Origin of the sequence: Paenibacillus sanguinis 2301083 = DSM 16941, assembly GCF_000374825.1 — a bacterium.
Taxonomy (GTDB): domain Bacteria; phylum Bacillota; class Bacilli; order Paenibacillales; family Paenibacillaceae; genus Fontibacillus; species Fontibacillus sanguinis.
Genome location: NZ_KB895391.1, coordinates 15919 through 40334, shown reverse-complemented (window position 1 = coordinate 40334; position 24416 = coordinate 15919). Strand labels below are relative to the sequence as shown.

The window sequence follows — 24416 nt, the reverse complement described above, 5'->3', positions numbered from 1 at the left end:
GCTCCTTATCTGGACAAGCTTTTCGTCGTTTCCTCTCCCTTTTTAACAATAATTTCGTATGCCTTTTCCAATGAAATCTTATTAAACATAACCTCTGTCATGGTATCCTCATAGGTCTTGATAAAATCCGACCAGCCGGATGGAGCCGGGGAGAATGGCAAGGCCTTATCAATAGCTATGTCGTACAGCTCAACCCCCATAAGCTCACCTTCCGTAAGCTCGCCCTTGATTGCATCGAATACGCTTTCATTAATCGGAATACCGCGAGTTGTTTTTAGCAGCTTGCCAGATTCAAGATCGTTCACCAGCCATTTGAGAAATTCCAGCGATTGCTCCTTGTTGTCGGAATTGGCACTCAGCGACCAATACATGGTCGATTGGGCCCAACCTCCCCCGGCCGGACCTACCGGATTGTTGACAAGCGCCAGCTTGCCGGGCATCATGCTGTTCAAGGCCCCCACCGAGCCGACGGGCACACCCCGGGTCATAATTTTGCCGGATACAATCGGATCTGTCACCGGATCATTCTCTACCAAAGACAGCATAGTTTGCGGGTCTGGAACTACGTTTTGCTCACGGAAATCAGCGTAAGTTTGCTGAAATTTGAACCACAGCTCTTTATCAATATTCAGCTCCGTTCCGTTTTTAAACAAGGGCCCTTTGTCGTAGGACATTTGATAAGCCTGATACCAATCCCAAATCGGTGTATAATCCCCGATTCCATATTTTCCGTCCGGCAGCTTCTCTCGGGCCTCTAGTGCAAACTCGAAGAACTGTTCCCAAGTCCAATCCTTTACCGGCAAGGTAATTCCGGCCTCCTCCAGCTCCGTCTTGTTATACGCAAGCCCTGTTCCATTGTAGCTAAGCGGGATGCCATACAGCTTACCGTTAATTTTGGACAGCTCAAGCAAATCCTTATCGATAATTTCTGCCAAATCGCTGTCCGACAGCTCCGCCAGGACATTGCGGCTGGCATATTCCTGCATATACGCGGCATCCATTTGTAATATATCAGGCAAGGATTGTGAAGCTGCAAGGGTAGGAAGCTTCTTCCAGTATCCCTCCCAGTCGGTATACTGCGGGGTGAAAGTTATATTCGGATGCTCGCTGCTGTAGAGGTCCATCGCCTCAAGCGTCGCGTCATGACGCTCCTGAGAGCCCCACCACATGATCCCCAGCTCCGTTCCCTTCTCTTTTCCACCTGCATCACCGCCCTCTGCCTTGTCTGAACCACCGCAGGCTGTAAGGAGCATAGCAAAAGCCAAAATTACTAAGAACATAGAACCCGTCAGCTTTTTGGAAGCTGCCTTCATTTGTCTCATCCCCCTTGGATAATTAACCTTTAATGCCCGTTGTAGCAATGCCTTCTACGAAATATTTCTGTGCGAACATGAAGATCACGGCAGAGGGCAATACAGATAATAATGACATCGCCAGCAGTTGACCCCACTGGATATCGAATTGATCAACAAACATGCGAAGCGCCAGACCCACCGTGTATTTATGAATCGAATTCAAGTACAAAATCTGCGACATAAAATCATCCCAGCTCCAGATAAAGGTGAAAATCGCTACATTCACCAAAGCCGGTACAATCAGCGGTAAAATAATGCGATAATAAATGCCGAAAGTAGAGTTCCCGTCAATCGTGGCCGCCTCATCCAGCTCACGCGGAATGCCGCGGATAAATTGCACCACCAGGAATACAAAAAATGCGCCTCCGCCTAGAAAATGTGGCAAAACAAGCGGAATATAGCTATCTACCAGCTCAAGCCGGTTATACAGGATGTATTGCGGTATTAAGGTTACTTGCCCGGGCAGCATCATCGTCAACAGCAATATAGAAAACCATAATTTGCTGCCTGCAAACTTGACTCTGGCAAATCCAAAGGCTACCAGTGAGCTGCTAATAATAGCGCCAATGACATTCCATAGCTCCATCCATAATGTGTTCTTGAAAAAGGTAGCAAAGGTATAGTCGCGAGAAAAATGCCAGCCTTTGATGTAATTGTCCCAAATTGGCTGCTTGGGCCAGATCGTTGCCAGCCCCATCTCTGATGCATCTTTTAGCGAAGCGCCAATCCACCAAAAAACAGGATACAGCATCAGTAGAGAGGCCGCGATCATCACTATATGTGTTATCGTGCTTTTGAAGAGAGGCTTGGACTGAAGCATTTATCGACCCTCCGATTCGTAAAACACCCAGTGCTTGGAAAACATAAAGTTAATTAACGTAAAGACAGCAATAATGATGAGCAAAATCCAGGCCAATGCGGAGGCATAACCCATCTGGAACTGATCGAAAGCCTTTTCATAAAGAAATAACGCATAGGTATAGGTTGCATTAGCCGGGCCTCCCTTGGTAATGATGAAGGCCGAGGTGAACATTTGAAAAGAGTTAATCATCCCGAGAATCAGGTTAAAGAACATAACCGGGGACAGCATCGGCAGTGTAATGCTGAAAAACCGTCGAAAGGCATTAGCACCGTCCACATTGGCTGATTCATACAGCTCTCGAGGAATCTGCTTCAAACCGGCCAGGAAAATGACCATCGTTGATCCGAATTGCCACACATTCAGCAAAATCAAGGTGCTTAACGCGGTATCCGGATGGGAAATCCAGCCGATGCCTTCAATGCCGATCCAGCTCAAGAGCTTGTTGACGTACCCGTCCATGCCAAACATATTTCGCCACAGAACAGATACGGCAATGCTGCCCCCGATTAAGGAAGGAAAATAGAAGGCTGTACGATAAAGATTCATGCCCCGAAGGTTTCCATTCAGCAGCATCGCCACAAGCAGAGAAAAGGCCAGCTTCAGCGGGACGGATACAAAAACAAAGGTAAAGGTGACCGCTAGTGATTTGTAAAATAAAGAATCTCCAAAGATGCCGCGGTAATTATCCAGCCCAACCCACTGCGGTGCCTCCAGCAGTGAATAGTCCGTGAAAGACAAATAGAAGGATTGCAGGATGGGCCAAAGTGATAACAGAAGGAAACCAAGCAGCCATGGAGAGATGAACAAATAGCCAGCGATATTATTATTTTTATTCATCCAAGATCAACACCTCAATTCCTTTTGTTGGTTATGCAGCGCTACTTGCCAATAAATATATCACCCGGTGTAAAGCCTTCATAGCAGACAAATATATGATGGAAGACGATGATTTTACACTACTTATGACAGCGTTATCATTAAATTTTACATAATATTTATATTTGACTTTATTTTGTAAGAATGAGGGGGCTTTTTATGTTTTTGCTCTTCAAAGAGTATAAGTTCTGCGGATAGACCTGCCGTTACCCGCTCGTTATGATGGTGAGGAACACCCATATCATATTGTTCTGGAAAGGTGGATATTATGTTTGACCGTAAAGAAGACATTTTGAAGTGGACTGCAAAATGGACCGGGGAACGCTATGAGAATGGCAGGCCAAAAGTATCCGACGACATATTGAAGCGTATCAAGAGGCTGACCATGGAGGAGGCCTGGGGACCGCTCTGGAACAACCAATATCGCTTCCAGTTTGAAGGGGGCTTCAAGATCATTCATCCGAAGCAAATTATGGTAGGCCGGGCCGTCACAGCCGTCATGGTGCCTACCCGTCCTGATCTTCATGAAAATTTGCTTGCTGTAGGAGCCGAGGAAGGACGCAGCGGTTTTTATAACCAGTGGGTAATTGATGTACTTGAAGAGAATGATATCGTCGTTGTCGACATGTTTGATAAGATTCATTTGGGGACTTATGTGGGAGGCAACCTGTGCACAGCGATCTCGACCCGTACCAAGCAAGGCGGAGCCGTAATCTGGGGGGGAATTCGGGATAATGCCCAAGTCGAGCAGATCACAGATATCAATGTGTATTACCGGGGTTATGATCCTACCGCTATTGGCGATGTGGTTATGAGCGGGATGAACGTGCCATGTCGGATTGGCAACGCGATTTGCCTCCCGGGAGATATTGTATTTGGCACCCCTGAAGGAGTTATCTTCATTCCGCCACATCTGGCCGAGCAGATGGTCATTGATGCAGAAAAATCGCAGGTCCGAGATATTTTTGGCTTTAGCCGCTTGCGTGACGGTACCTATACCACGGCGCAAATCGATTCCCCTTGGACTGTACCGATCTGGAATGATTTCCTGGAGTGGTTTGCTGCGGACGAGCAAGCTCGCAATTATAGTCATCTGAGCTGGGAGCAGGAGCTGAAGGAGGCTCGTGAGCAAGAGGCTCAGCCGAATCAAGGCCCGCGGGTCAGAGAATAGTCAAAAGGACATGCAAACAAAGGACCGGAAAAATAATCCGGTCCTCCATGCTCAAGCATAAGCAGCCATAAACTGCTCCTTATATTCACTGGGCGTCATCCCTACCCTTTGTTTGAACAGCTTGCCGAAATAGCGCGGGTCCTGATATCCCACCAGCCGTGATATCTCGGCATACCGCCTGTGCGAGGTCCTGATTTGCCGCTTGGCCTCCTCCATCCTCAAATCCGTCAAGGTGTCGATAAAGGTTTTGCCTGTGCGATTCTTAAACAGGAGGCTCAAATAGTTTGGTGTCACAAACACCTTGGAGCCGATATTTTGCAGTGTTGCGCCCGCCAAGTCATTCTTCATGTATAAGATGGCCTGATTCACGATATCCTGATCATTCTGAGGCTTCCATTGCGTGTAGATTTGGTGAAGCTTCAGGATAAGTTCAGTGACCCGGGCTTCGAGTTCCGTCAATAGGCCAGCCTGGGTAATATCAAACAACGGAAGGCCCGGAAAGGCTTCGGATTTGAGCGTTCCGTAGACGCTTTGCTCAATTGACACCAGCAGCCGCAACGTCACGGAGTAGACCGTTTCTACCTCTAGCACACCCCCCTTGTATAATGTACTGTAGAAGGAGTGTACTTGGGAGATGATCGCCTCCGGATCGCAATCATGGTTGAAAAATTGTTCAAGTATAGCTTTCTCGGACGCGCTTGGATATTCAGCCTGCTGGTTGTAGTTAAGCTGAGTATTATAATAGTAAACTCCAAAGCCTTTGATGAACTTCTCACGCAGCACTTGCAGCGCCTGGTCATAGGATTCGCGTATTGAGGATAGGTCCTCACAGCCAAGCCCTACACCGATGCTGAGAGGCAGGGGGAAGCGAAGCCGGAGTTCTTCATAAATATTTGTCCACAGCAAACGATCAGAGGAGGGGAACAAGCAGATCATCATGCCTTCCTCTGTACGCAAGAGCACATGCCGATGACCATATTGCTCCTGCAAATAGGTATAGGCAGCCTGACGAATTGAATTATCCTCATAGGATCGACGAGTCGAAGCATGGGTATCAATTAGCGCGATGGCCACATCGCTGCGGCAGGGCTCGGGAATGCAAAATATATCCCTGTTGTTTACCAGACGCAGCCCTTCCCAAGCCGTTTTTCCTAACAAATCAGCAAGAAAGCGTTGACTTATCATACGCTGAATCTCTATACTGAATTCACTAAGCTGATTAATGTCCACCAGGAAATCCCCCCGTTTGAACGCAATGTCATCAATTGAGCCTGCCTCTATATAGCCAGAACCTTGTACGCCTGCATATGAGCGATGAACCGCTGCTCCGTCGCATCGGGATCGCCAGCCTTCAAGCAATCCAGCAGATCGTAATGCTCTCTGATCATTTCATCTGTAGTATTAATCTTGAGTGAGATCGCCATAAAATGCTTCATCTTCATCTTCATCCGCTTCCACATGTCAATCGTCATCTGATTGCCACAACGGTTGTATAGGTGACCGTGGAAATTTAAATCCCATTTGAGAATATCCACCATGTTTCGCTCCTGAATGGCTACATCCATAAGCTCAACCATACGCTTCATATAATCAAAATCATCTTCACCAAGCTTGGGCAATGCTTTACGAATCGCATAGCCCTCAATCAGCTCCCGTAATTCAAAAATGTCCCGAATCTCCTTAGCTGATATGTTAGACACTACCGATCCCTTATTGGGAGAACCGATAATCAGCTCATCAAATTTCAAACGCTCCAAAGCTTCTCTTACCGGAGCCTGACTCACTTGAAATCGGTTGGCCAGCTCCAGCACCAGCAGACGGTCCCCCGGTGTATAGACGCCTGATAGAATATCCTCCTTAATGTGCTGATACACCTGCTCACTGATTGACGGAGAAATCATTATTTTACTTGGCAAGCTTCATTCACCTCTTAGATTATCGATAATCGAGAATATGTAATTATACTACCAAATGTTTACGCTTTCATCAAGAGGGATTTTCATATCTTTGGCAGCTCTGACCTGACACCGATATCCTTCCATGCATAGCAAAGGCGGCATCCGTCTTTTGGTACGAATCCCGCCTTCCACGTCTGACCCGCTTATGACGGGTCAATATGAAGCTGACTATGTTATTCCCCAGGCTACAGACCCGTGGCTTCTGCTTCCTGAATGGTCTCCTGCAGCTCCTGATGAATGATGCCATTGCTGGCAATCAAATGACGCGTGCCCAGATGGTAAGGCTGTCCAGCCGTGTCAGTAACCTTGCCTCCCGATTCCTGCACCATCAAAGCCCCGGCGGCGACATCCCATACATTCAGGCCCACCTCATAATAACCGCTGAGTCGACCGGCAGCAACATAAGCCAGATGCAGGGCTGCAGAGCCGGAAGCGCGCAAGCTGCGCACCTTCCCGGATAAGGCATTAAGTCCCCGCATATTCATTGGCAAGGCAAATTCCTGCTCCGGGTTAAAGCCTACAGCGACCAGGCTGTCAGAAAGAGAAGCCTCCGCAGATACCCGGGTACGCCGTCCATGAAGATAAGCCCCCTTGCCCTTCTCCGCTACAAACATCTCATCGCACATCGGATCATAGATGACACCTATGATGACCTCGCCCTTATAGGCGAGCGCAATCGAGACACAGAAGAACGGAAAACCATGTACGAAATTGGTCGTTCCATCCATCGGGTCGACAATCCACAGATAATCGGATGTGCTCGCCTGGCTCAGCGCTGCGGCCGAAGCTGCCGCTCCGGGAGCAACCCCTTCCTCTCCAAGGATGGCATGATCCGGAAAATGCGTCAAAATCAGCTTGCGGATCATGGCCTCCGCACCTTTATCCACATCCGTCACCAGATCATGGGGGGATTGCTTCGTATTCAGGTCATGAATTGTGCCCAGTCGGCTCTTGATCCATTCCCCGGCCTTTGAGGCACTGTTGATCGCAACCGCTGTGGGGCTTTTACTTCCTACTACATATGGAACTTTCAGATTTGATTCCAATCGATTCACTCTACTTTCCTCGTAAACTGTTAATCTATCCCTTTTTGAACAACCCCTTAAAAACTATACGCCAACGCTACTGCAAAGTTGCGAGCCTTCGTCCCGTTCAAGCCGCATTCGGGCGCTTCCCCGCGACAATAGCCGTTATTAACAAAAAGTTCGTGTCCGAAAGCAAGGAAGGGCCTTGCCGGAAACGAACTTCTTAATTCATGTTCAACCATTTATCCTGATTCAGGCACCAACGATATTGTAGCCGCCATCCACGAAAATAACCTCGCCAGTAATACCGCGTGACAGATTGCTGAGCAGGAACATCGCTGTGTCGCCTACCTCTGCTGTTTCCGTCGTTCTGCGCAGCGGAGCCTTCTCCTCTACTTGCTTGAGAATCGAATTGAAATCGCTGATTCCTTTTGCTGCAAGCGTACGGATCGGTCCGGCTGAAACCGCATTGACACGGATATTTTTGGGACCCAGGTCATTGGCCAGATAGCGCACGGAAGCCTCCAAAGCAGCCTTCGCGACGCCCATCATGTTGTAGTTGCGCATGACGCGCTCTGAACCCATGTAGGTCATGGTCATAATGCTTCCGCCTTCGGTCATCAGCGGCGACAACCGCTGCGACACAGCCACCAGCGAATAAACGCTGATATCGTTAGCCAACCCGAAGCCCTCGCGAGAGGTATCTACGAAGTCGCCGGCCAAATCCTCAGCCTTGGCGAAGGCAATGCTGTGCACCAGACCGTGTAATACACCAAATTCCGTACGCAGCGCATCAGCCAATTGATCGATCTCGCTATCTACCGTTACATTGCAAGGCAGAACCAGCGTATTCGGCAATGTTTCGGCCAGCTTGCGCACCCGTCCTTCTACACGTTCACTCTCATATGTAAATGCAAGGCGCGCCCCTTGGGCAGACAAGCTCTGAGCAATAGCCCAAGCGATACTGCGGTCATTGGCCACGCCCATGACGACAATATTTTTTCCAGCTAACAAATCCCCCATGATAATCCTCCTTTATCTTGTAACCCACATACATTGTAATTGTTCCATTTTGTCCAACTTACCCTATTTCCTTGCAATTTTCAAGGATGAATAAGCACGCTGGCTCCATCCAGTATATCCACACCGTCTCCGCCAAACTTCTGCAAGTCCTCCATCAACATGAACAATGCGCTGTCCTTCAGCTTCGCCTCCAGCATCACGTCAACTTGAGCTGTATGAGACGCAATGCCACGCAAGAACTCCAGCAAAGGCCCCACGAGAACATGGTCGGCGTGCGCCCTTGGGTCGCTGGCACTCTTGGGACTGGAGGCGTGGATTTTCGGAGCCAAGGACTGATCGGACGGTGAGTCCGCTTGTGCGTAGGGCGTAGCCCAGGTTGCCTGAATGCGCGGCCAAAGCTCCAGCAAATCCTCGCCAACGTTGTTCACGGCCTGGTGGTGGATATCCAGCACCATCGGAATGCCCAGGGCCTCGCACAGCTCCAGTGTTTCCGGAGCATTAAAGGTCTTGTCGTCGTTCTCGAACGTCAAGCGCTGCTTCGTAGGCTCCGGCAGGGCCGTTATGTTCTCACGAAAGCGGGCCGCCGCGGAAGGCTTGTCCCCGTATGCTCCGCCAACGTGAATATTGATCTTCGCCTGGCCGTTCAGCCCCATGGCATCCAGCATCGCCATATGATGGTTCATATCCCGCAGCGAAGAGCGAAGCACCTCAGGCCGGGGCGTGCTCAGTATCGTAAAATGATCCGGGTGAAAAGAAACCCGCAGCCCGTGCTTCCTGACATATTCCCCTAGAAGGGCAAATGGTTCCGCCAACGCCTCGTAAGGATTCCAGTCTGCGAGCGCCTCATGCGTCGCCAGCGGAATCAGCTTTGAAGAAAAGCGAAATACACGAATATCATGACCTACGTTATGACGCAGCAAACGCAGGGTGTTATGCAGATTTTGTCCCGCAATCCATTCAAGTCTGCGCACCGCTGCCTCACGGTCAGCAAGTCCGCTAAAGGTCTTGAACGTCATCGTCTTGGATGGCGATGCTTCCCCAATTACGGTTGACATAGCTACATAACCAAAGCGCACGATCATGCTCTGTCGGGATCTCCAAAAAACATTTCGTAGGCCAGAGCCGTCTGCACCGCAGACTCCTCCTCCGTCAATTGACGAATGAGCTCCAGTTCAACCGCTGTAACTTCCTCTCCATTGAAGTTGATTTCAGCGACACAAGCCGTGATTTTAACGATAGCAACCGCCTTATTGTCAGGAGTGTACGCGATTACCTTCTGACCTGTTGGAAAAACACGCAGTCCCTCCTTCAGCATCTTGCCACGTCCATATTCCAGCAATTCGTAAAGCTCTTGCTCTTTCTTAAACTTGCATACCGAGTTGAATTCCGTTTGAAAACCCATACGTCTTACCTTCCTTTCCAAGCGGCCCGGCGGTTATTCCGCCTAGTTCACGCCGCTTTCGAATTCGAGATTTTGCCGAGCGGCATGACGTTCCAGACCTAACTCAATTAGACGATCCAATAATACCTCATAAGCTACCCCGGTCTCTCTCCATAATAAAGGATACATGCTGAATGGAGTGAAGCCCGGCATCGTGTTCACTTCGTTAATCCACACGGTCTGGTCGGACTTCAGAACAAAGAAGTCGGCCCGGCACAAGCCGCTGCATGCAACAGCCTTGAACGCTTTGACGGCCAATTCGCCAATCCGGTCGGCAAGCTCCGAGTCCAGCTGCGCTGGAACCAGCATTTGTGATTTGCCATCCAGATATTTGGCCTGATAATCGTAGTACTCACCAGAAGACACAATTTCTCCCGGCACGGAAGCCAGGGGTTCGTTATTGCCCAGCACGCCAACCTCAACCTCACGGGCATCGACAAACTCTTCAACAATAACCTTGATGTCATAGCGGAAAGCCAAGGCCACCGAAGCCACTAGCTCCTCACGGGTTCTTGCCTTGGAGATGCCTACGCTGGACCCCAGGTTAGCCGGCTTGACGAAGCAAGGGTAGCCCAGATTCTCCTCGATCTCCTGGATCAGTGCATGACTGGAGCGTTCCCATTCTGTAGCGGTGAAATAACTGTATTTGCATTGAGCCAGGCCCGCATCAGCAAACAACTTCTTCATAGTGACTTTATCCATTCCTACGGCGGAAGCCAGCACACCTGCTCCAACATAAGGAAGGTCGGCCATTTCAAATAATCCCTGGATGGTGCCATCCTCGCCGTTCGTACCATGCAGCAGCGGGAAAGCCACATCAATCTTCGATTCACCCGTAGCGAGCTTGGAGAACAACAAGCTCATCGCAGCCGCGGTATCTCCCGCATCATCCGCCAGCTTAAGTTGCGCAAGCTCGGTAAATGGGCCTGACAGCTTGCTGCCTACCTTCCATTTCCCTGACTTGTCGATATAAAAAGGAAGCAAGTTGTATTTCGCATAATCAAAGGCTTGTGATACAGCCAGTGCGGTCTGCAGCGATACTTCATGCTCTCCCGATTTACCTCCATAGATAAGTCCTACGGTCAATTTGTCCTGTCCCATGAGTAACCTCTTTTCATTTATTGTGCAGTTGCCCTTCTGCTGAAAGTGCAGCATCGGGATTTCATTCTAAATGAAAGTTCAAAAAGTCAGGTTTTCAGCACCAGGAAGGTTGAATGAAGCTAGGGACTGAGTAGAGGAGCGTACGTACTGGGTACGTGAGCAACGGAAGCCCTCGCTGAATTCAAGATTCGACGCCGAATCCACTTCTGAAATCCACTTCGTGATCAAAAGATGACTTTTTGAACAATCTCTCTAGAAATGGTCAATGATATGAAAGAAACGATACACCGTCCGGTCCGTCCAGGCATAGGAATCCTGATAGTCCCAATAGCGGTGCTTGCTTGGCGTCGTATGGGCGTTCACCAGCGGCATGCCACCGGCATCGAACGCCGTCACCATCGTGCTGTGCTGATACGCGCCACTGCCATCCCAATCATAAAAAATGACGTCTCCCAGTTGCAACTGCTCCGGACGCTCCAGCGCTTCCGCGCGAAGTCCGGTCTGACTCTGTGCCAGGTGGCGTTCCAGGGCATTGGAGACGGACCAGCTATAGCTCCAGGCTTCCCGTCCGCCAATATAACCTTTGTACCACCAGCCCGATTCTCTTTTTCCAGTATAGTTGATTGGGGCACCGCCTGCAAAGAGGCATTGGGAGATATAATTGGTGCAGTCCACCTCGAAAGCAGCAAATTCCGGGTTAAAGCTATCCCACCACCGATCAGCATACAGGACAGCCTCGTCCCGGCGATATGGCTTGCTTCGGGAAGCCCCTCCCCCCTCCCCCAGAACGCTGCGGTTGAGGAACGGCCGGGGCAAAACCTCACTCCGCTCGGAATGAGCGCCAGCTCCGGTGGGTGGCAGCACAAAATCCGGGTGACGTTCAGGAACCGGCTGTTCAACCCGCGAGATTGTCCAGCCCAGGCCATCCTGCTGCAACGTCAGACGCTGCCGGTCGATGCGTTCCTCCTGATGACGGGCACCGCCCTTTTCATAGTGTATTTTCCGCATCAGCTGCAGATCCACCTCGATCTCTCCTGCACGCTTCTCGATTTCACGAATCAATTTCGCTCGGGTTTCGCAGCGGAGCGGGACTGCTCTGCGTGCATGATACCAAGCCTGCAGCTTGCGCTTCCGCTCTCCGCGGTGCAGCAAATGATCGACATCGGTCACGACGCTCCCTCCACCGGATGCGCGATAATCCACCTCATCCTGATTCTGCTCATTCACGTACACCGACAACGTCTTTTTCCAATCGTCCGCCACACCTTCGCCCCCTCGTTCCGGATTACTTTCATCTATATGTGTATGTGCCTTCACAGGCAAGTATGTTCGCTTCCGCGCCGCTCTGAAAGCCTCTACATCCTTATGGAATGGGCATTAACCAGCTTTTTCTAGGGCAAAAAGTTCTTTACTCGCAACGTAAGGAAAGGTATACTTAAAATAAATAATTTATGAAATATAGTTTCACCTAATGAAACAAGGAGGTTCATCCATGTCAGTTCGTGATTTTTTCTCCGCAGCCCGCACGCTGGAAGTCGGCGGTAAGAGCTACCGTTACTTCGATCTGCGGGCCCTCGAACAACAAGGGCTTGGCAATATCGCCAAGCTGCCATTCTCGATTAAGGTATTGCTTGAAGCTGCTGTTCGCCAATATGACGGCAGAGCCATCACCCAAGAACATGTGAAGCAAATCGCCGGTTGGAGCGAGGGCCGCGATGAGAACAAAGAGATCCCGTTTATTCCCGCTCGTATCGTATTGCAAGACTTTACCGGCGTTCCGGTCGTTGTTGACCTTGCCGCCATGCGCGACACCGTGAAGAAAGCCGGCGGCGATCCCAAGCAGATCAATCCGCTGGTGCCCGTTGATCTCGTCATCGACCACTCCGTTATGGTGGACGCGTTTGGCTCGCCGGATGCGCTTGAGTACAACATGAACGTGGAATTTGAACGCAACGAGGAACGTTACCGCTTCTTGCGCTGGGCGCAAACGGCCTTTGATAATTTCCGCGCCGTACCTCCGGCCACCGGGATCGTCCATCAGGTGAACCTGGAATATCTGGCTTCGGTTGCTGCAACGAAAACGGTAGACGGAGAAACTGTGGTATTCCCTGATTCTCTCGTAGGAACTGATTCGCATACGACGATGATTAACGGCCTTGGGGTCGTTGGCTGGGGCGTAGGCGGTATCGAAGCAGAAGCAGGTATGTTGGGGCAACCGTTGTATTTTGTTGCACCGGAAGTCATCGGCTTTAAGCTGACTGGCAGCCTGGCTGAAGGCGCAACGGCAACTGACCTTGCTCTCACAGTGACGCAAATGCTCCGCAAGAAAGGCGTTGTCGGCAAATTCGTCGAGTTCTACGGCCCGGGACTGGCCAACATTAGTCTGGCTGACCGCGCCACCGTAGCCAATATGGCGCCGGAATACGGGGCGACCATCGGCTACTTCCCGGTAGATAGCGAGACCCTCGCTTACCTGCGCGGCACCGGCCGTTCCGAGGAACAAATCGCGCTCGTCGAAGCTTACTATAGAGCACAAGACATGTTCCGCACCAATGATACGCCGGACCCTGAATTCACTGACCTGATCGAGCTTGACCTCGGTTCGGTGGTACCGAGCCTGGCCGGACCCAAACGTCCGCAGGATCGTATTGAATTAACTGCCATGAAGGAAAGCTTTAATAATATTATCCGCACGCCTCTCGACAAGGGAGGTTACGGGCTGAGCGATGAGAAGATCGAACAGACGGTGCCTATCAAGCATCCTGACGGCTCCACCAGCAAGCTCGGCACCGGTGCTGTCGTTATTGCCGCGATTACGAGCTGCACCAACACCTCGAACCCCAGCGTTATGGTCGGGGCAGGCCTCTTGGCCAAGAAGGCTGTAGAACGCGGGCTGACCAAGCCGGGTTACGTGAAAAGCAGCTTGACGCCAGGTTCCCTGGTCGTGACCGAGTATTTGCATAAGGCCGGTCTGATCGAGCCGCTCGAGGCACTTGGCTTCCACGTCGCCGGTTACGGCTGCGCCACTTGTATCGGCAACTCCGGCCCATTGCCGGACGAGGTAAGTACGGCGATTGCGGACAATGACTTGACGGTAGCTGCCGTATTATCCGGTAACCGGAACTTTGAGGGCCGCATCCATGCGCAGGTGAAAGCCAACTACCTGGCTTCTCCGCCACTCGTCGTTGCTTATGCCCTTGCCGGAACGGTGAATATCGACTTGCAGCATGATCCTATCGGTTATGATCGCGATAATCAGCCTGTATATCTGGAGGACATTTGGCCGTCCTCTGCCGAGATTAAGGCTGCCATCGGCCTCTCGGTAAGCCCGGAAATGTTCCGCGCCAAATACGAGCATGTATTTACGCAAAATGAACGTTGGAACTCCATTCCCGTGCCGCAAGGCGAGTTGTATGAATGGGATGCGAACTCCACGTATATCCAGAATCCGCCGTTCTTTGAGCAGCTTGGCGACGGATTACACGATATTGCAGATATCCGCAATGCCCGTGTATTGGCCCTGCTGGGTGATTCCGTCACGACGGACCATATCTCGCCAGCCGGGAATATTTCGCCAAGCAGTCCTGCCGGCAGTTATCTGACCGACCATGGAGTCGAACGCAAGGACTTCAACTCCTACGGCTCCCGCCGGGGGAATCATGAGGTTATGATGCGGGGAACCTTCGCTAATATTCGTATCCGTAATCAAGTGGCTCCCGGCACCGAAGGCGGAGTGACGAAATATCTGCCAACGGATGAAGTCATGTCGATCTATGACGCGTCCATGAAATATCAGGCGGAAGGGCAAGAGCTTATCGTCATTGCCGGTAAGGAATACGGTACAGGCAGCTCGCGCGACTGGGCGGCCAAGGGGACGTATTTGCTTGGGGTGAAAGCAGTCATTGCCGAGAGCTTCGAGCGGATTCACCGCAGCAACCTGGTCGGCATGGGCGTATTGCCCTTGCAGTTCCAGGAAGGCTCCGGCTGGAGCACACTGGCGATTGATGGTACGGAAACGTTCGATATTACCGGACTTAGCAACGAAGTGAAGCCTGGAGAAGAACTGACCGTAACGGCTACACGCCAGGATGGAACAACGTTCACCTTCCCGGTCATTGCCCGCCTGGACAGCATGGTGGATGTGGATTACTACCATAACGGAGGCATCCTGCAAACGGTATTGCGCCAAATGATTCAGGCACATGCCTAATTAGGCTTATCAATTAAGCATGCTATCTCCCCTCTTACTAAGAGGGGAGATTTTTTTGTATGGCTTGCTATTCGCTTCTATACATTTTGCGATATTGCGCCGGAGTGATGCCATATACCTTTTTAAAAGCGGAATAAAACGTATTTAGAGAGGAAAAGCCATAGGATGAAATAATCGGCTCAATCGGTGAATCCGACGTCAACAGCTCACGACAGATGCATTCGAGTCGCTTTTTAGAAATAGTATCCGTGATGGACTGGCTGGTTTCCGCTTTGTACAGACTGCGCAAATAATTGACGGACAAGCCAAGCTCATCGGCCAGCATTTTAGATGACAGATTCGGGTTGCTGAGTTGTTCAGTAATAATGCGTTCTACCTCTTGGACAAAACCTGCATGTTTAGACTGACTGCGGGCGGCAGCCAATTCCTCCAGTGCCTTGACCAGGAGCTGCTCCATCCAGGGGACCACACGATCCAGCGTTTCCAACTGAATAATCTGATTCTCCACCGAGGTCAATCCAAATGAACTGGGCAACGGCTCTGCGGCCTGATCCTGCAACAATCTGCGAACATCCATAAACAGGGTAATCAATGACATCTTGCTTTCAAAATAAGGCAGTGAACGAAGTGCTTCTACCGCTTGCTGTATAATAGCTAAGGCCAAATCCCCATCTGTCTTGTGGATCGCTTGTGCCAGTTGTCGTTCTTTATCGATAGGCAGATGATATACCTCACCGGAGACAGTCACTGAGGAAGGAGACCTGATGATGATAGATTCGTAACCCAAGCGAAAACGCTCCTGAGACAGCTCATAGGTCTCCATATAGGCCTCATGCAAATCACTGAACCGCTCAACCTCCCCTCCCCACGCCACGGTGGTCCCTAGCGATAAATATTGCTTGACTAACTGCTGGGCGTTTTTAAGCTCGGCGGTAAATTGGGCTGCCTCCCTACTGGCACTTAGAATAACGGCCACATGATCATTTCCCATATCTACCGTTTGTGCGAGTTGCCCCGAGAGCTTGAGCGACTCATGAACAATATTGCCCATGGCAAATCGAAGCAAGCGCCGATCCTTCTCAGCATAGCGATTCGTAAATTCCTGAAATCGATCAATTCTGAATAGTGCAATCGACAAGTATTTCTCCGGCAGTTCAACCCCCCACTCGGCAAATTGTCCTTGAATTTCCCCACGGGATAATAGGCCCCGCTCCAATAACTCACGCAGGAAGCGTTCTCTGCCCAGCACCTTGCTATTCCTCCAATGGGCTGTTAGCTCAATGATCTGCTCCTGCTGAGCGGTGAACACGCTAGATAGATAATCCAGTTCATCGGCAGACTTCTCTTGCGCAGAGCTTTCCACCTGATGTTGCTTCATCACACTCCTGACCAAATCCTGGATCGGGGAGTACACTCGCTTGGAAATGAGAACGGTTACGGTTAATGAGGCGAAGAATAGACCACTGAACAAGATCATGCTCAGATTGCGAAGCACCTCGATTTTCCTCAAAATCACATCCCTTGGAATCGTCTCAATAAAGCTCCAGTTCTGAATGCCTTTAACCGCTGTGTTGGAGAACACCATTAATTGCGCCTCCTGCTGAGCTGGCTTGAACATCTCCCATCCGCTAGTCCCGCGTATACGGCTGCGATATTCCCGAATCTGCTGTTGATCCAGCGGAACGCTGCTGAACACCAATTCATCGTGATCATTCAGCACAGCTATGTTCCGGTTCTGATACTGAGAATTGCTCTGGAGCAGCGTCATTAGCTCCAAGGTGTCCACGTTCAGCACAAAGGCGGAAATGGAGTTGCCCTTCTCATAAAGCCGGATCATCGTAATGACATCTTTATATGTATCGGTGCGGAGCGGAACGGGTAGTTTTCTTGGGATCAGCACCGTCTGGTCCGCTTGCCGGGGATTACGCAGCCGCTGCAGGATATCCTGGTCATAGAAGTCGGCGGCTTCATTGAGGCCAAGCTTGGAATCGATCACCGTGTCTGTGTAGTCATTAATCAAATACACCGAATCTATAGAGGGATTAGACATTTTTATGCTCATTAATCGGCTCCATACCTTATAGGTTTCATAATCACTGTACTTGTCAGAAAGGGCATACACCTTCAAATCATTGTCGTTGCTGGAAGAGAACGCGAAATCCAGCGACCACTCCAGCAGTCGGGCTGTATTTTGGGCCCCATTGATCAGCAGGGATTCCGAATGCTCACCAATTTCTTCAACAAGCGTACGAGAGGATTGCCAGTAGAGCACCAAAAAGGAAATAGCTAATACGAGCACATTGACACTAACGAAATAAAAGATAATGCGCATATAGGTCGGATGCTTCCGAAATGAATTTAACCAAGGCCAACGAAATTTCATCTACAGGCCCCCCTGTTTTTTGTAGAAGTCTTACCTCTGTCTGTGTGGATAAAACGTCTGCTAAAGCGCTTTATTATTGTAGCATATTGGAAGGAATCCACCTCTAAATCGTTCATTTCTGGATGACCGTTGCTTTTGGGAATCGCTGATTCTTTGCATTCAGGAGGAAGCGGAGCATGTCGGAATTGTCTGACTGATCACAGCTTGCTAAGGTTGCCTCATCGGGAACAGCGTGGCTGCTCATTACACCGCTGACATCCCGACCAAGGCTTAAAGAGGTTGTTCAAAAAGTCGTCTTCCCAGAACGAAGCTGTTCGAGGAGTAAATTCGACAAAGACACAAGGGGGTATGAACAATTATGCAAATGCAGCGAAAGGCAGGAATGCTCGCCAGGCTGAAGCAGATCGCCAACAATCCATTTCTTTATGTAATGGCTGCGCCGGGACTGCTGTTCTTCCTGATATTCAGCTATCTGCCAATTTACGGCATTACGATTGCCTTCAAGGATTACAACTTCTCCAAGGGAATCACAGGAAGTGAATGGGTAGGCTTTAAAAATTTCAACTACTTCTTTACTTCCGACGACTTCTGGATTGTGCTGCGTAACACACTGGGATTGAATCTTCTGTTCATCCTGTTTACGACGATTACGGCGGTACTGATTGCGTTGATGTTCAATGAAATCCGCAATAAATACTTCAAGCGAATCTCCCAGTCGCTGATCTTCCTCCCCTACTTCATGTCTTGGATTGTAGTTGGCATGATTGTTCAGTCCCTATTCGGTGGTGAGGAGCCTATGATCAACAACTGGCTGATAGAACTCGGTATGGAGCCGGTGAACTGGATGTTTGAGGCCAAGCTGTGGCCGGCGATTTTAACAGTGATTCGAGTCTGGCAGGGCGCCGGCTATCTCTCCATTATTTTCCTTGCAGCCATTACCGGCATCCCAGAGGATCTATACGAAGCAGCCAGAATAGATGGAGCCTCCAAGCTGCAAATTATGTTGCGCATTACCCTGCCGCTGCTCGTGCCGACCATTATGATCATGACCTTGCTCTCGGTCGGTAAAATCTTTAATGGTGACTTTGCCATGATCTACGCAATTATCGGAGACAATTCACTGCTGTATCCCACAACCGATGTCATCGATACCTTTGTATTCCGTTCCATGCGGCAACTGCATGATTTCGGCATGTCCTCGGCTGTCGGCTTGTTCCAGTCCGTCATGGGTTTGCTGTTCGTCCTGGCTGCGAATGCTGTTACCCGCCGATTGTCCAAAGAATCAGCTCTATTCTAGGAGGTAATTATGAAACAGAAGCAAAGTATGTCGGACCATATTTTTACAGGGACCGCCTATACCTTTCTGGCCTTATTCACCTTGTTTTGCCTGTTTCCGTTTCTGCTGATGGTCATCGGCTCCTTCACCGATGAGGGCGAATTGATTGCACATGGCTATACGCTATTCCCTGCCAATTTGTCGCTGGCCGCCTATGAGGCTGTACTGCAATCCGATGTACTATATAACGGGTATGCCATCACTATTTTTGTCACACTGGTCGGTACGCTGAGCGCATTGTGCATTTCCGCTATGCTGGCTTACTCTCTGGCCAATAAACGCAATGTGCTGCAAACCCCGTTTCTGCTCTTCTGCTATTTGCCAATGCTTTTCTCGGGTGGAATTATCCCGTTCTATATTGTCGTCAGCCAATGGCTGAATTTGCAAAATACCGTATGGGTGCTGATCTTAACCCTGTTATGTCAGCCCTTTCTCGTCTTTCTGCTGGTTAGCTTCTTCCGGACCATTCCGGAGGAACTGGAGGAGGCGGCGCGGATGGATGGCGCTAACGAGATGAGGATATTCTTTCAGATTATGGTCCCGATCTCGAAGCCGATTTTGGCTTCCGTAGGTCTGTTTTACGCTCTGAACTACTGGAATGACTGGTTTATGGGCCTGATGTTTGTGGACAATGAGAAGCTGTTTCCTTTACAGTTGATCTTGCGCAGAATGGTATCCAATATGGAAGCGGCCAAGAACCTGATTCCTTCCGGGGCCGCAATTTCGGTGACACCGCCAACCTATGGCGTACGAATGGCAACCACGGTGCTTACCATCGGACCGATTATACTGCTCTATCCGATGCTGCAAAAGTATTTCGTCAAAGGACTTACTATAGGGGCTGTCAAAGGATAGCCACGGATTCCGGCTCTAACCGGAATCCTCCGGTTAAGCATAGATGCAGACAATCAAAATCAGGGAGGTTACAGCAATGAAGCTAAGCAAATTTGCAGGATTGGCCTTATCACTATTATTGGTCTCATCCCTACTGCTCGCAGCTTGCGGCAATGGAAATACCAATAACGGCCAGAGTAATTCAGGCGGATCAGAGAACAACGCGAAGGCAGACGTGTCGAAAACAAAGGAAGCGATTGCATTAAAGGCCTATTTTCCCGGTGACAAGCCGGTAGGCTTCGATGAGGTGCTGCAGGCCGTCAATGACAAGCTGAAGGAGGATAATGTTGGAGCACAGTTGAATATCAACTTCTTGCCTTGGTCGGATTACGGCAATTCGGTAGCGGTCAAAATGTCGGCAGGCGAGGAATTCGATATGTATCTCGATGCCCCTTGGCTGTCCATGAACCAGATGATTGCCAGTAATTCACTGCAAGAGCTGGATGCCATGGTAGCGGAGCGCCAGGAGTTGAAGGCATCCATCCCTGATGAAATGTGGGAGTACAATAAATTTAACGGAAAAATTATGGGTATTCCTCTGGGAACCACCCAAGGCCCGGTATACGGTCTATTAATTCGCAAGGACCTGCGCGAGAAGCATGGTCTACCTGAACTTAAGACACTGGAGGATCTGGAGACCTTCCTGTATACGATCAAGGAAAAAGAAACCGAGGTAAGACCCTTTGTCATTAACGGAATCAAGGCTGATAAACTGCCATTCATTCTGAGCGATTCGGCTAACCTGGCCCTGGATGAAGTGCTGGAGATCGGAGTCAATATGTTTGCCTACTCTGTAAAGGATAAGAAAATCATTGGTCAGTGGGAGAGCCCGATGATTGCCGATGCCTTTGAACGAGTAACCAAATACTACAGCGACGGAATTCTATCCAAAAATATTGCTCAGGAGCAAAATGCGGAAACCCTGTTCAAGCAAGGCAAATACGCTGCAACTTATTATGCGGCAGACGGGGTTGAAGGCTTGAAATACAGCGAAATGCTGACGGATGGCAGCGACAAGCTGGAGGTATTTATCCCCAACGGAGACAAGGCTAAGCCTTACACCGCCTTCCAGCAATGGAACTTCCTCTGCATCCCGGCTTCCTCCAAGCATGCTGCTTTGGCTATGGATGTGGCTAACTGGCTGTCCATCAAGGAGAATCATGATTTGCTGGAATACGGCATTCCGGGCAAGGATTGGGAAGCGGTTGGAGATTCAAGCTATAAGGTTCTCTCTAATTACTCCTTCCCGGGGTATACCCTCACTTGGCGTCCAACACTCAACCGCACACCGGATACGATGATGGAGGATGACAAGAAGTGGTTTGATTTCTCTGCGGACCCCGCCAACTTTACGCTTAGCCCGACTGCGGGCTTCACGTTTGATGCAGAGAAGGTCAAGACCGAATACGCCAAGATTACCCCGTTCCATGATTCACTGTTCCTGCCGTTGGCCCAAGGCGTTCTGGCAGCCGATAAAGGCAAAGCACAGTTGGAAGACAAGATTAATAGTGTTGGCGGACAAAAGGTTATCGAGGAAATTCAAGCACAAGTTGATGCGGTTACGGCTGGAAAGTAACGGATAAATATAGGAATGGAGAGATTAAGCCATGCATGTCATTCGCTGCGAGAAGAACCCGATCATCCAAGTTGCCGATGTAACTCCTTCCCGTCCTGATTTCAAGGTGCTGGGGGCCTTCAATGCCGGGGTAGCCAAATACGGGGATGAGACCATTCTTCTACTTCGTGTAGCGGAAGCCCCCATCGCCGAGCAAGAGAACGAGGTGCTGGTTCCCCTGTTGGGGCAGGACGGTCACATCAAAATTCAACGTTATCACAAATCAGATTCCCGTTATGATTTCTCCGATTCTCGATACGTGTCGATTGAGGGAAGGATGATTATGCTAACCTCGATTTCCCATCTGCGGGTGGCGCGAAGCAAGGACGGGGTGAACTTTGAAATTGAACGGCAGCCAGCCCTATTTCCCGAGCATGAATTAGAGGCCTGGGGGATTGAAGACCCGCGAGTGACACAGATCGGCGATACCTACTATATTACGTATAGCTCGGCCTCCAGCCGTGGTGTAGGGGCCGCCCTGGCTGAAACGAAGGATTTCCGCAGCTTTAAGAAGCACGGCATGATGCTGGCCCCTGAAAATAAAGATGTCATACTGTTCCCTGAACCGATTCGGGGCAAATATGTTGCCATGCATCGGCCTGTTCCCAAATCCTTTGGTGAGCCGGAAATGTGGATTGCTGAGTCGCCAGATTTGCTGTATTGGGGGAACCACCGCTTCCTGATGGGGCTTAGCGAGCGGGGCTGGGATTCCGCTCGTATGGGTGGTGGCGCTGTTCCGATCAAGACCGCTCATGGTTGGCTAGCCCTGTATCATGGGGCAGACAGTAAACACCGTTACTGCATGGGGGCTGTCCTTCTTGACTTGCATGATCCTGGCCGGGTGCTATCCCGCTCCTCCCGCCCCTTCCTGGAGCCAGAGGCCGATTATGAAGTCAACGGATTTTTTGGCAAGGTTGTCTTCTCGTGCGGCGCTTTACTGGAAGGCGATACGGTCCGCATGTATTACGGGGCAGCCGATGAAGTGATGGCCATGGCCGATATTCCTCTGCAGGACATTCTGGACACACTGGAATAGACAAATAAAACTCCCCCTTCCTCAGCCTTAGCTGAATGACAGAAGGGGGAGTTCCCTATGTTAAAAAATAAAGAGCGCTTTAAGAAGGCATCATAACCCCCATCTCCCGTGCTGCCTCAATGAGGATTGGCCCGTATTCCGCCAGGCGTTCCCGCGTCAGCCGACTGACCGGTCCTGACACGGACAAAGCCGCGGCGAGCTTGCCAGTCCGGTCAAAGATGGGAGCCGCGACAGAGCTTGCCCCCTGCTCTCGCTCCTCATAACTGGTAGCATAACCTTGCTTGCGAATATCCTCCAATTGCGCCACGTAAGTATCCCGATCAATGGACTCAGGCCAATCCGGACTGTTCAGCACCGCCTGCAGCACTTCTTCCCCCGAATAAGCGACCAGTACCTTGCTGGAGGCACCTACATAGAGCGGAAGTCTTACTCCAACCGGGGCCACCCGCCGAACCGCCTGATTGCTCTGCACAGCTTGAATTCGCAGCCGCTCGCAGCCATCCCGCAAGTATAAGCTAACCGTCTCGCCGAGCCGATCCCGCTGCTTCTCCATCAGTGGCAACAGCAATATTGCCGGGTTATCGTGATTAGCCAAATGTGCGGACAGCTCCCATATTTTCAGACCTAATCGATATTTCTCCGTCTCAGGGTCCCGAACGACAAACCCCCGCTCCTCCAAGGTGGTTAATAACCGGTGTACCGTGCTTTTATGCAAGCCGATTTCACCTGCGATTTCCGTCAACCCCATACTGCTGGATTTGGTAAAACAAATCAATATATCCAAAGCCCGCTCCACTGCGCGAACCGTTAGCTTTCGATCCTCCACCCCGCATCAGCTCTCCTCATGTTTCACCATATGAAACTCGGTTACATAAATTATATGAAAGATGCTCTTTTCCGTCAATCACCCCCTGTTTTCCATTGACTTTGGGGAGCAAGCGTCTTACGATAAATTTAAGATAATCGTGTTATTTCGACATTTTTTCCTTTATTCTGTAATATATTACCTTTAGGTGCGTGTTCAATAAGTCAAGTCTTCAGCATCTGCACAAGGGGGGGAAGAACATGAGCCATATTGGCCGGGATGATCTTCCCTTGTCCTCTTCGGCTTACATTGCCGGCGACTCTTCCGCAACGGCCACACGGCGAATCAGCATGAAGCATATCATGATCGCATTTTTACTCTCCGTGCTGTTCTTCCTGTTGTTCTGCTTTGTTTCCCTTCATGGCTATATCGCCTGGGTGTTGTCCAATCCCACGGTAGCGCCATTGTACTCCAACCCTAAGCTGTCCAAAAATCTGGAGTACGAGGATATCGTGTTCCCGGCAGCGGATGGAAGCCGAATGATGCAAGGGTGGTATATCCCTGCGGAGGATTCCGCGAAAACGATCGTGTTTAGTCACGGATACGGGGCCAATCGCGAGGAAACCTGGATACCGATGTATGACCTGGCTAACTACGCCCATAGCCTGAATTTTAATGTCGTCATGTTTGATTTCGGCTTTGCCGCTCAGAACAGCAAAGAAGTCGCAACCGGCGGCAAGAAGGAAGCCCAGCAGCTACTGGGAGCCATTCAGGTCGCCAAACAACGCGGCGCTGACGAGATCATCATTTGGGGGTTCTCCATGGGTGCTGGCACAGCGCTACAGGCCACATTAAATAGCAAGGATATTGACGGGATGATTCTGGACAGCACCTTCCTGCTGGAGCCGGATACCATGTATCATAATATCCGCCAGTATATCGACCTGCCACGTCATCCATCGCTGGAAATTATCAGTATGCTGCTGCCTGTACTGAACGGAACCAGCATGCGGCAAATTCCCTATACTCAGGTTAAATCCGAGGATTACCCGTTCCCGATTCTGTTTATCCATGGAACGGAGGATGAGAAGGCACCCTATCCCATCGCCGAGAAGCTGGCCGCTCGTCAGAGCAACCCGATCTCCGATGTCTGGATCGTGGAAGGTGCGCACCATGAATTAATTTTCCGGGAGCACCCGAAGGAATATCTGCGCAAAGTCTCGCTGTTCCTCAGCAGTATCAAATCGCCTTCAGGCAGCTAGAAGCTGGCATATTAGCCTCATACGTTATGTCCATAGGTCCATATCTGAATAGCATAGGTCAAC

At 50.2% G+C, this 24416-nt stretch carries 20 protein-coding genes; 7 read left to right on the top strand and 13 right to left on the bottom strand.

Annotation, left to right across the window (positions count from 1 at the left end):
- Positions 1 to 5: 5 nt before the first annotated feature.
- Genes C557_RS0119070 through C557_RS0119060 form a run of 3 tightly spaced genes read right to left on the bottom strand, consistent with a single transcriptional unit; the run spans position 6 to position 3054 of the window.
- Entirely contained in the window at positions 6 to 1313 is a 1308-nt protein-coding gene (locus tag C557_RS0119070) for an ABC transporter substrate-binding protein (protein ID WP_018753472.1), read from the bottom strand.
- 22 nt (positions 1314 to 1335) lie between these two features.
- Positions 1336 to 2175 (bottom strand): carbohydrate ABC transporter permease, encoded by an 840-nt coding sequence (locus tag C557_RS0119065; protein ID WP_018753471.1) that lies wholly within the window; start codon positions 2173 to 2175, stop codon positions 1336 to 1338.
- A complete protein-coding gene (locus tag C557_RS0119060; protein ID WP_018753470.1) occupies positions 2176 to 3054 on the bottom strand; it encodes a carbohydrate ABC transporter permease in 879 nt (292 codons plus the stop codon).
- A 307-nt stretch (positions 3055 to 3361) separates the two neighbouring features.
- Here C557_RS0119060 and C557_RS0119055 point away from each other — a divergent pair, with 307 nt between their 5' ends.
- Positions 3362 to 4264 (top strand): RraA family protein, encoded by a 903-nt coding sequence (locus C557_RS0119055; protein WP_018753469.1) that lies wholly within the window; start codon positions 3362 to 3364, stop codon positions 4262 to 4264.
- Positions 4265 to 4315: 51 nt separating this feature from the next.
- Here C557_RS0119055 and C557_RS0119050 read toward each other — a convergent pair whose 3' ends face one another.
- From C557_RS0119050 to C557_RS0119015, 8 genes are all read right to left on the bottom strand, one after another.
- Positions 4316 to 5494: a helix-turn-helix domain-containing protein gene (locus C557_RS0119050; protein WP_018753468.1), complete on the bottom strand. Its 1179-nt coding sequence runs from the start codon at positions 5492 to 5494 to the stop codon at positions 4316 to 4318.
- Positions 5495 to 5541: 47 nt separating this feature from the next.
- Positions 5542 to 6180 carry a GntR family transcriptional regulator gene (locus tag C557_RS0119045; RefSeq protein ID WP_154656282.1) on the bottom strand — a complete coding sequence of 213 codons (639 nt, stop codon included), beginning with the start codon at positions 6178 to 6180 and terminating at the stop codon, positions 5542 to 5544.
- A 227-nt stretch (positions 6181 to 6407) separates the two neighbouring features.
- Positions 6408 to 7277: an inositol monophosphatase family protein gene (locus C557_RS0119040; RefSeq protein ID WP_018753466.1), complete on the bottom strand. Its 870-nt coding sequence runs from the start codon at positions 7275 to 7277 to the stop codon at positions 6408 to 6410.
- A 222-nt stretch (positions 7278 to 7499) separates the two neighbouring features.
- Positions 7500 to 8270, bottom strand: coding sequence for an enoyl-ACP reductase FabI (fabI, locus tag C557_RS0119035; RefSeq protein WP_018753465.1), 771 nt, complete (start codon positions 8268 to 8270; stop codon positions 7500 to 7502).
- An 80-nt stretch (positions 8271 to 8350) separates the two neighbouring features.
- On the bottom strand, positions 8351 to 9352 hold the full coding sequence (uvsE, locus tag C557_RS0119030; RefSeq protein WP_018753464.1) for a UV DNA damage repair endonuclease UvsE: 1002 nt from the start codon (positions 9350 to 9352) through the stop codon (positions 8351 to 8353).
- Positions 9349 to 9672, bottom strand: a complete 324-nt coding sequence (locus tag C557_RS0119025; protein ID WP_018753463.1) for a hypothetical protein — start codon at positions 9670 to 9672, stop codon at positions 9349 to 9351. Before C557_RS0119025 ends, uvsE begins: the two co-directional genes overlap by 4 nt.
- 42 nt (positions 9673 to 9714) lie before the next feature.
- Positions 9715 to 10812, bottom strand: coding sequence for a D-alanine--D-alanine ligase (locus tag C557_RS0119020; protein ID WP_018753462.1), 1098 nt, complete (start codon positions 10810 to 10812; stop codon positions 9715 to 9717).
- Positions 10813 to 11064: 252 nt separating this feature from the next.
- Positions 11065 to 12075, bottom strand: a complete 1011-nt coding sequence (locus tag C557_RS0119015) for an amidase domain-containing protein (protein ID WP_018753461.1) — start codon at positions 12073 to 12075, stop codon at positions 11065 to 11067.
- Positions 12076 to 12304: 229 nt separating this feature from the next.
- Between C557_RS0119015 and acnA the strand changes: the two genes are divergently transcribed.
- Positions 12305 to 15022 (top strand): aconitate hydratase AcnA, encoded by a 2718-nt coding sequence (acnA, locus tag C557_RS0119010; RefSeq protein WP_018753460.1) that lies wholly within the window; start codon positions 12305 to 12307, stop codon positions 15020 to 15022.
- Positions 15023 to 15089: 67 nt separating this feature from the next.
- Here acnA and C557_RS0119005 read toward each other — a convergent pair whose 3' ends face one another.
- On the bottom strand, positions 15090 to 17405 hold the full coding sequence (locus C557_RS0119005) for an AraC family transcriptional regulator (protein WP_018753459.1): 2316 nt from the start codon (positions 17403 to 17405) through the stop codon (positions 15090 to 15092).
- A 358-nt stretch (positions 17406 to 17763) separates the two neighbouring features.
- On the opposite strand from C557_RS0119005, the gene C557_RS0119000 reads away from it, so the two are divergent.
- The 4 genes from C557_RS0119000 to C557_RS0118985 all read left to right on the top strand — a co-directional run bounded on the left by C557_RS0119000 (position 17764) and on the right by C557_RS0118985 (position 22286).
- Positions 17764 to 18702 carry an ABC transporter permease gene (locus C557_RS0119000; protein ID WP_018753458.1) on the top strand — a complete coding sequence of 313 codons (939 nt, stop codon included), beginning with the start codon at positions 17764 to 17766 and terminating at the stop codon, positions 18700 to 18702.
- 9 nt (positions 18703 to 18711) lie between these two features.
- The gene (locus tag C557_RS0118995; protein ID WP_018753457.1) at positions 18712 to 19596 is read left to right on the top strand and encodes a carbohydrate ABC transporter permease; all 885 of its coding nucleotides are present in this window, start codon (positions 18712 to 18714) and stop codon (positions 19594 to 19596) included.
- 76 nt (positions 19597 to 19672) lie between these two features.
- Positions 19673 to 21211 (top strand): extracellular solute-binding protein, encoded by a 1539-nt coding sequence (locus C557_RS0118990; protein WP_018753456.1) that lies wholly within the window; start codon positions 19673 to 19675, stop codon positions 21209 to 21211.
- 31 nt (positions 21212 to 21242) lie between these two features.
- On the top strand, positions 21243 to 22286 hold the full coding sequence (locus tag C557_RS0118985) for a glycoside hydrolase family 130 protein (RefSeq protein WP_018753455.1): 1044 nt from the start codon (positions 21243 to 21245) through the stop codon (positions 22284 to 22286).
- A gap of 79 nt (positions 22287 to 22365) precedes the next feature.
- On the opposite strand, the gene C557_RS0118980 is transcribed toward C557_RS0118985, so the two are convergent.
- Positions 22366 to 23112 carry an IclR family transcriptional regulator gene (locus tag C557_RS0118980; protein WP_018753454.1) on the bottom strand — a complete coding sequence of 249 codons (747 nt, stop codon included), beginning with the start codon at positions 23110 to 23112 and terminating at the stop codon, positions 22366 to 22368.
- 239 nt (positions 23113 to 23351) lie between these two features.
- Here C557_RS0118980 and C557_RS0118975 point away from each other — a divergent pair, with 239 nt between their 5' ends.
- Complete coding sequence (locus tag C557_RS0118975; protein WP_018753453.1) at positions 23352 to 24353, top strand: alpha/beta hydrolase; 1002 nt, start codon at positions 23352 to 23354, stop codon at positions 24351 to 24353.
- Positions 24354 to 24416: the final 63 nt, after the last annotated feature.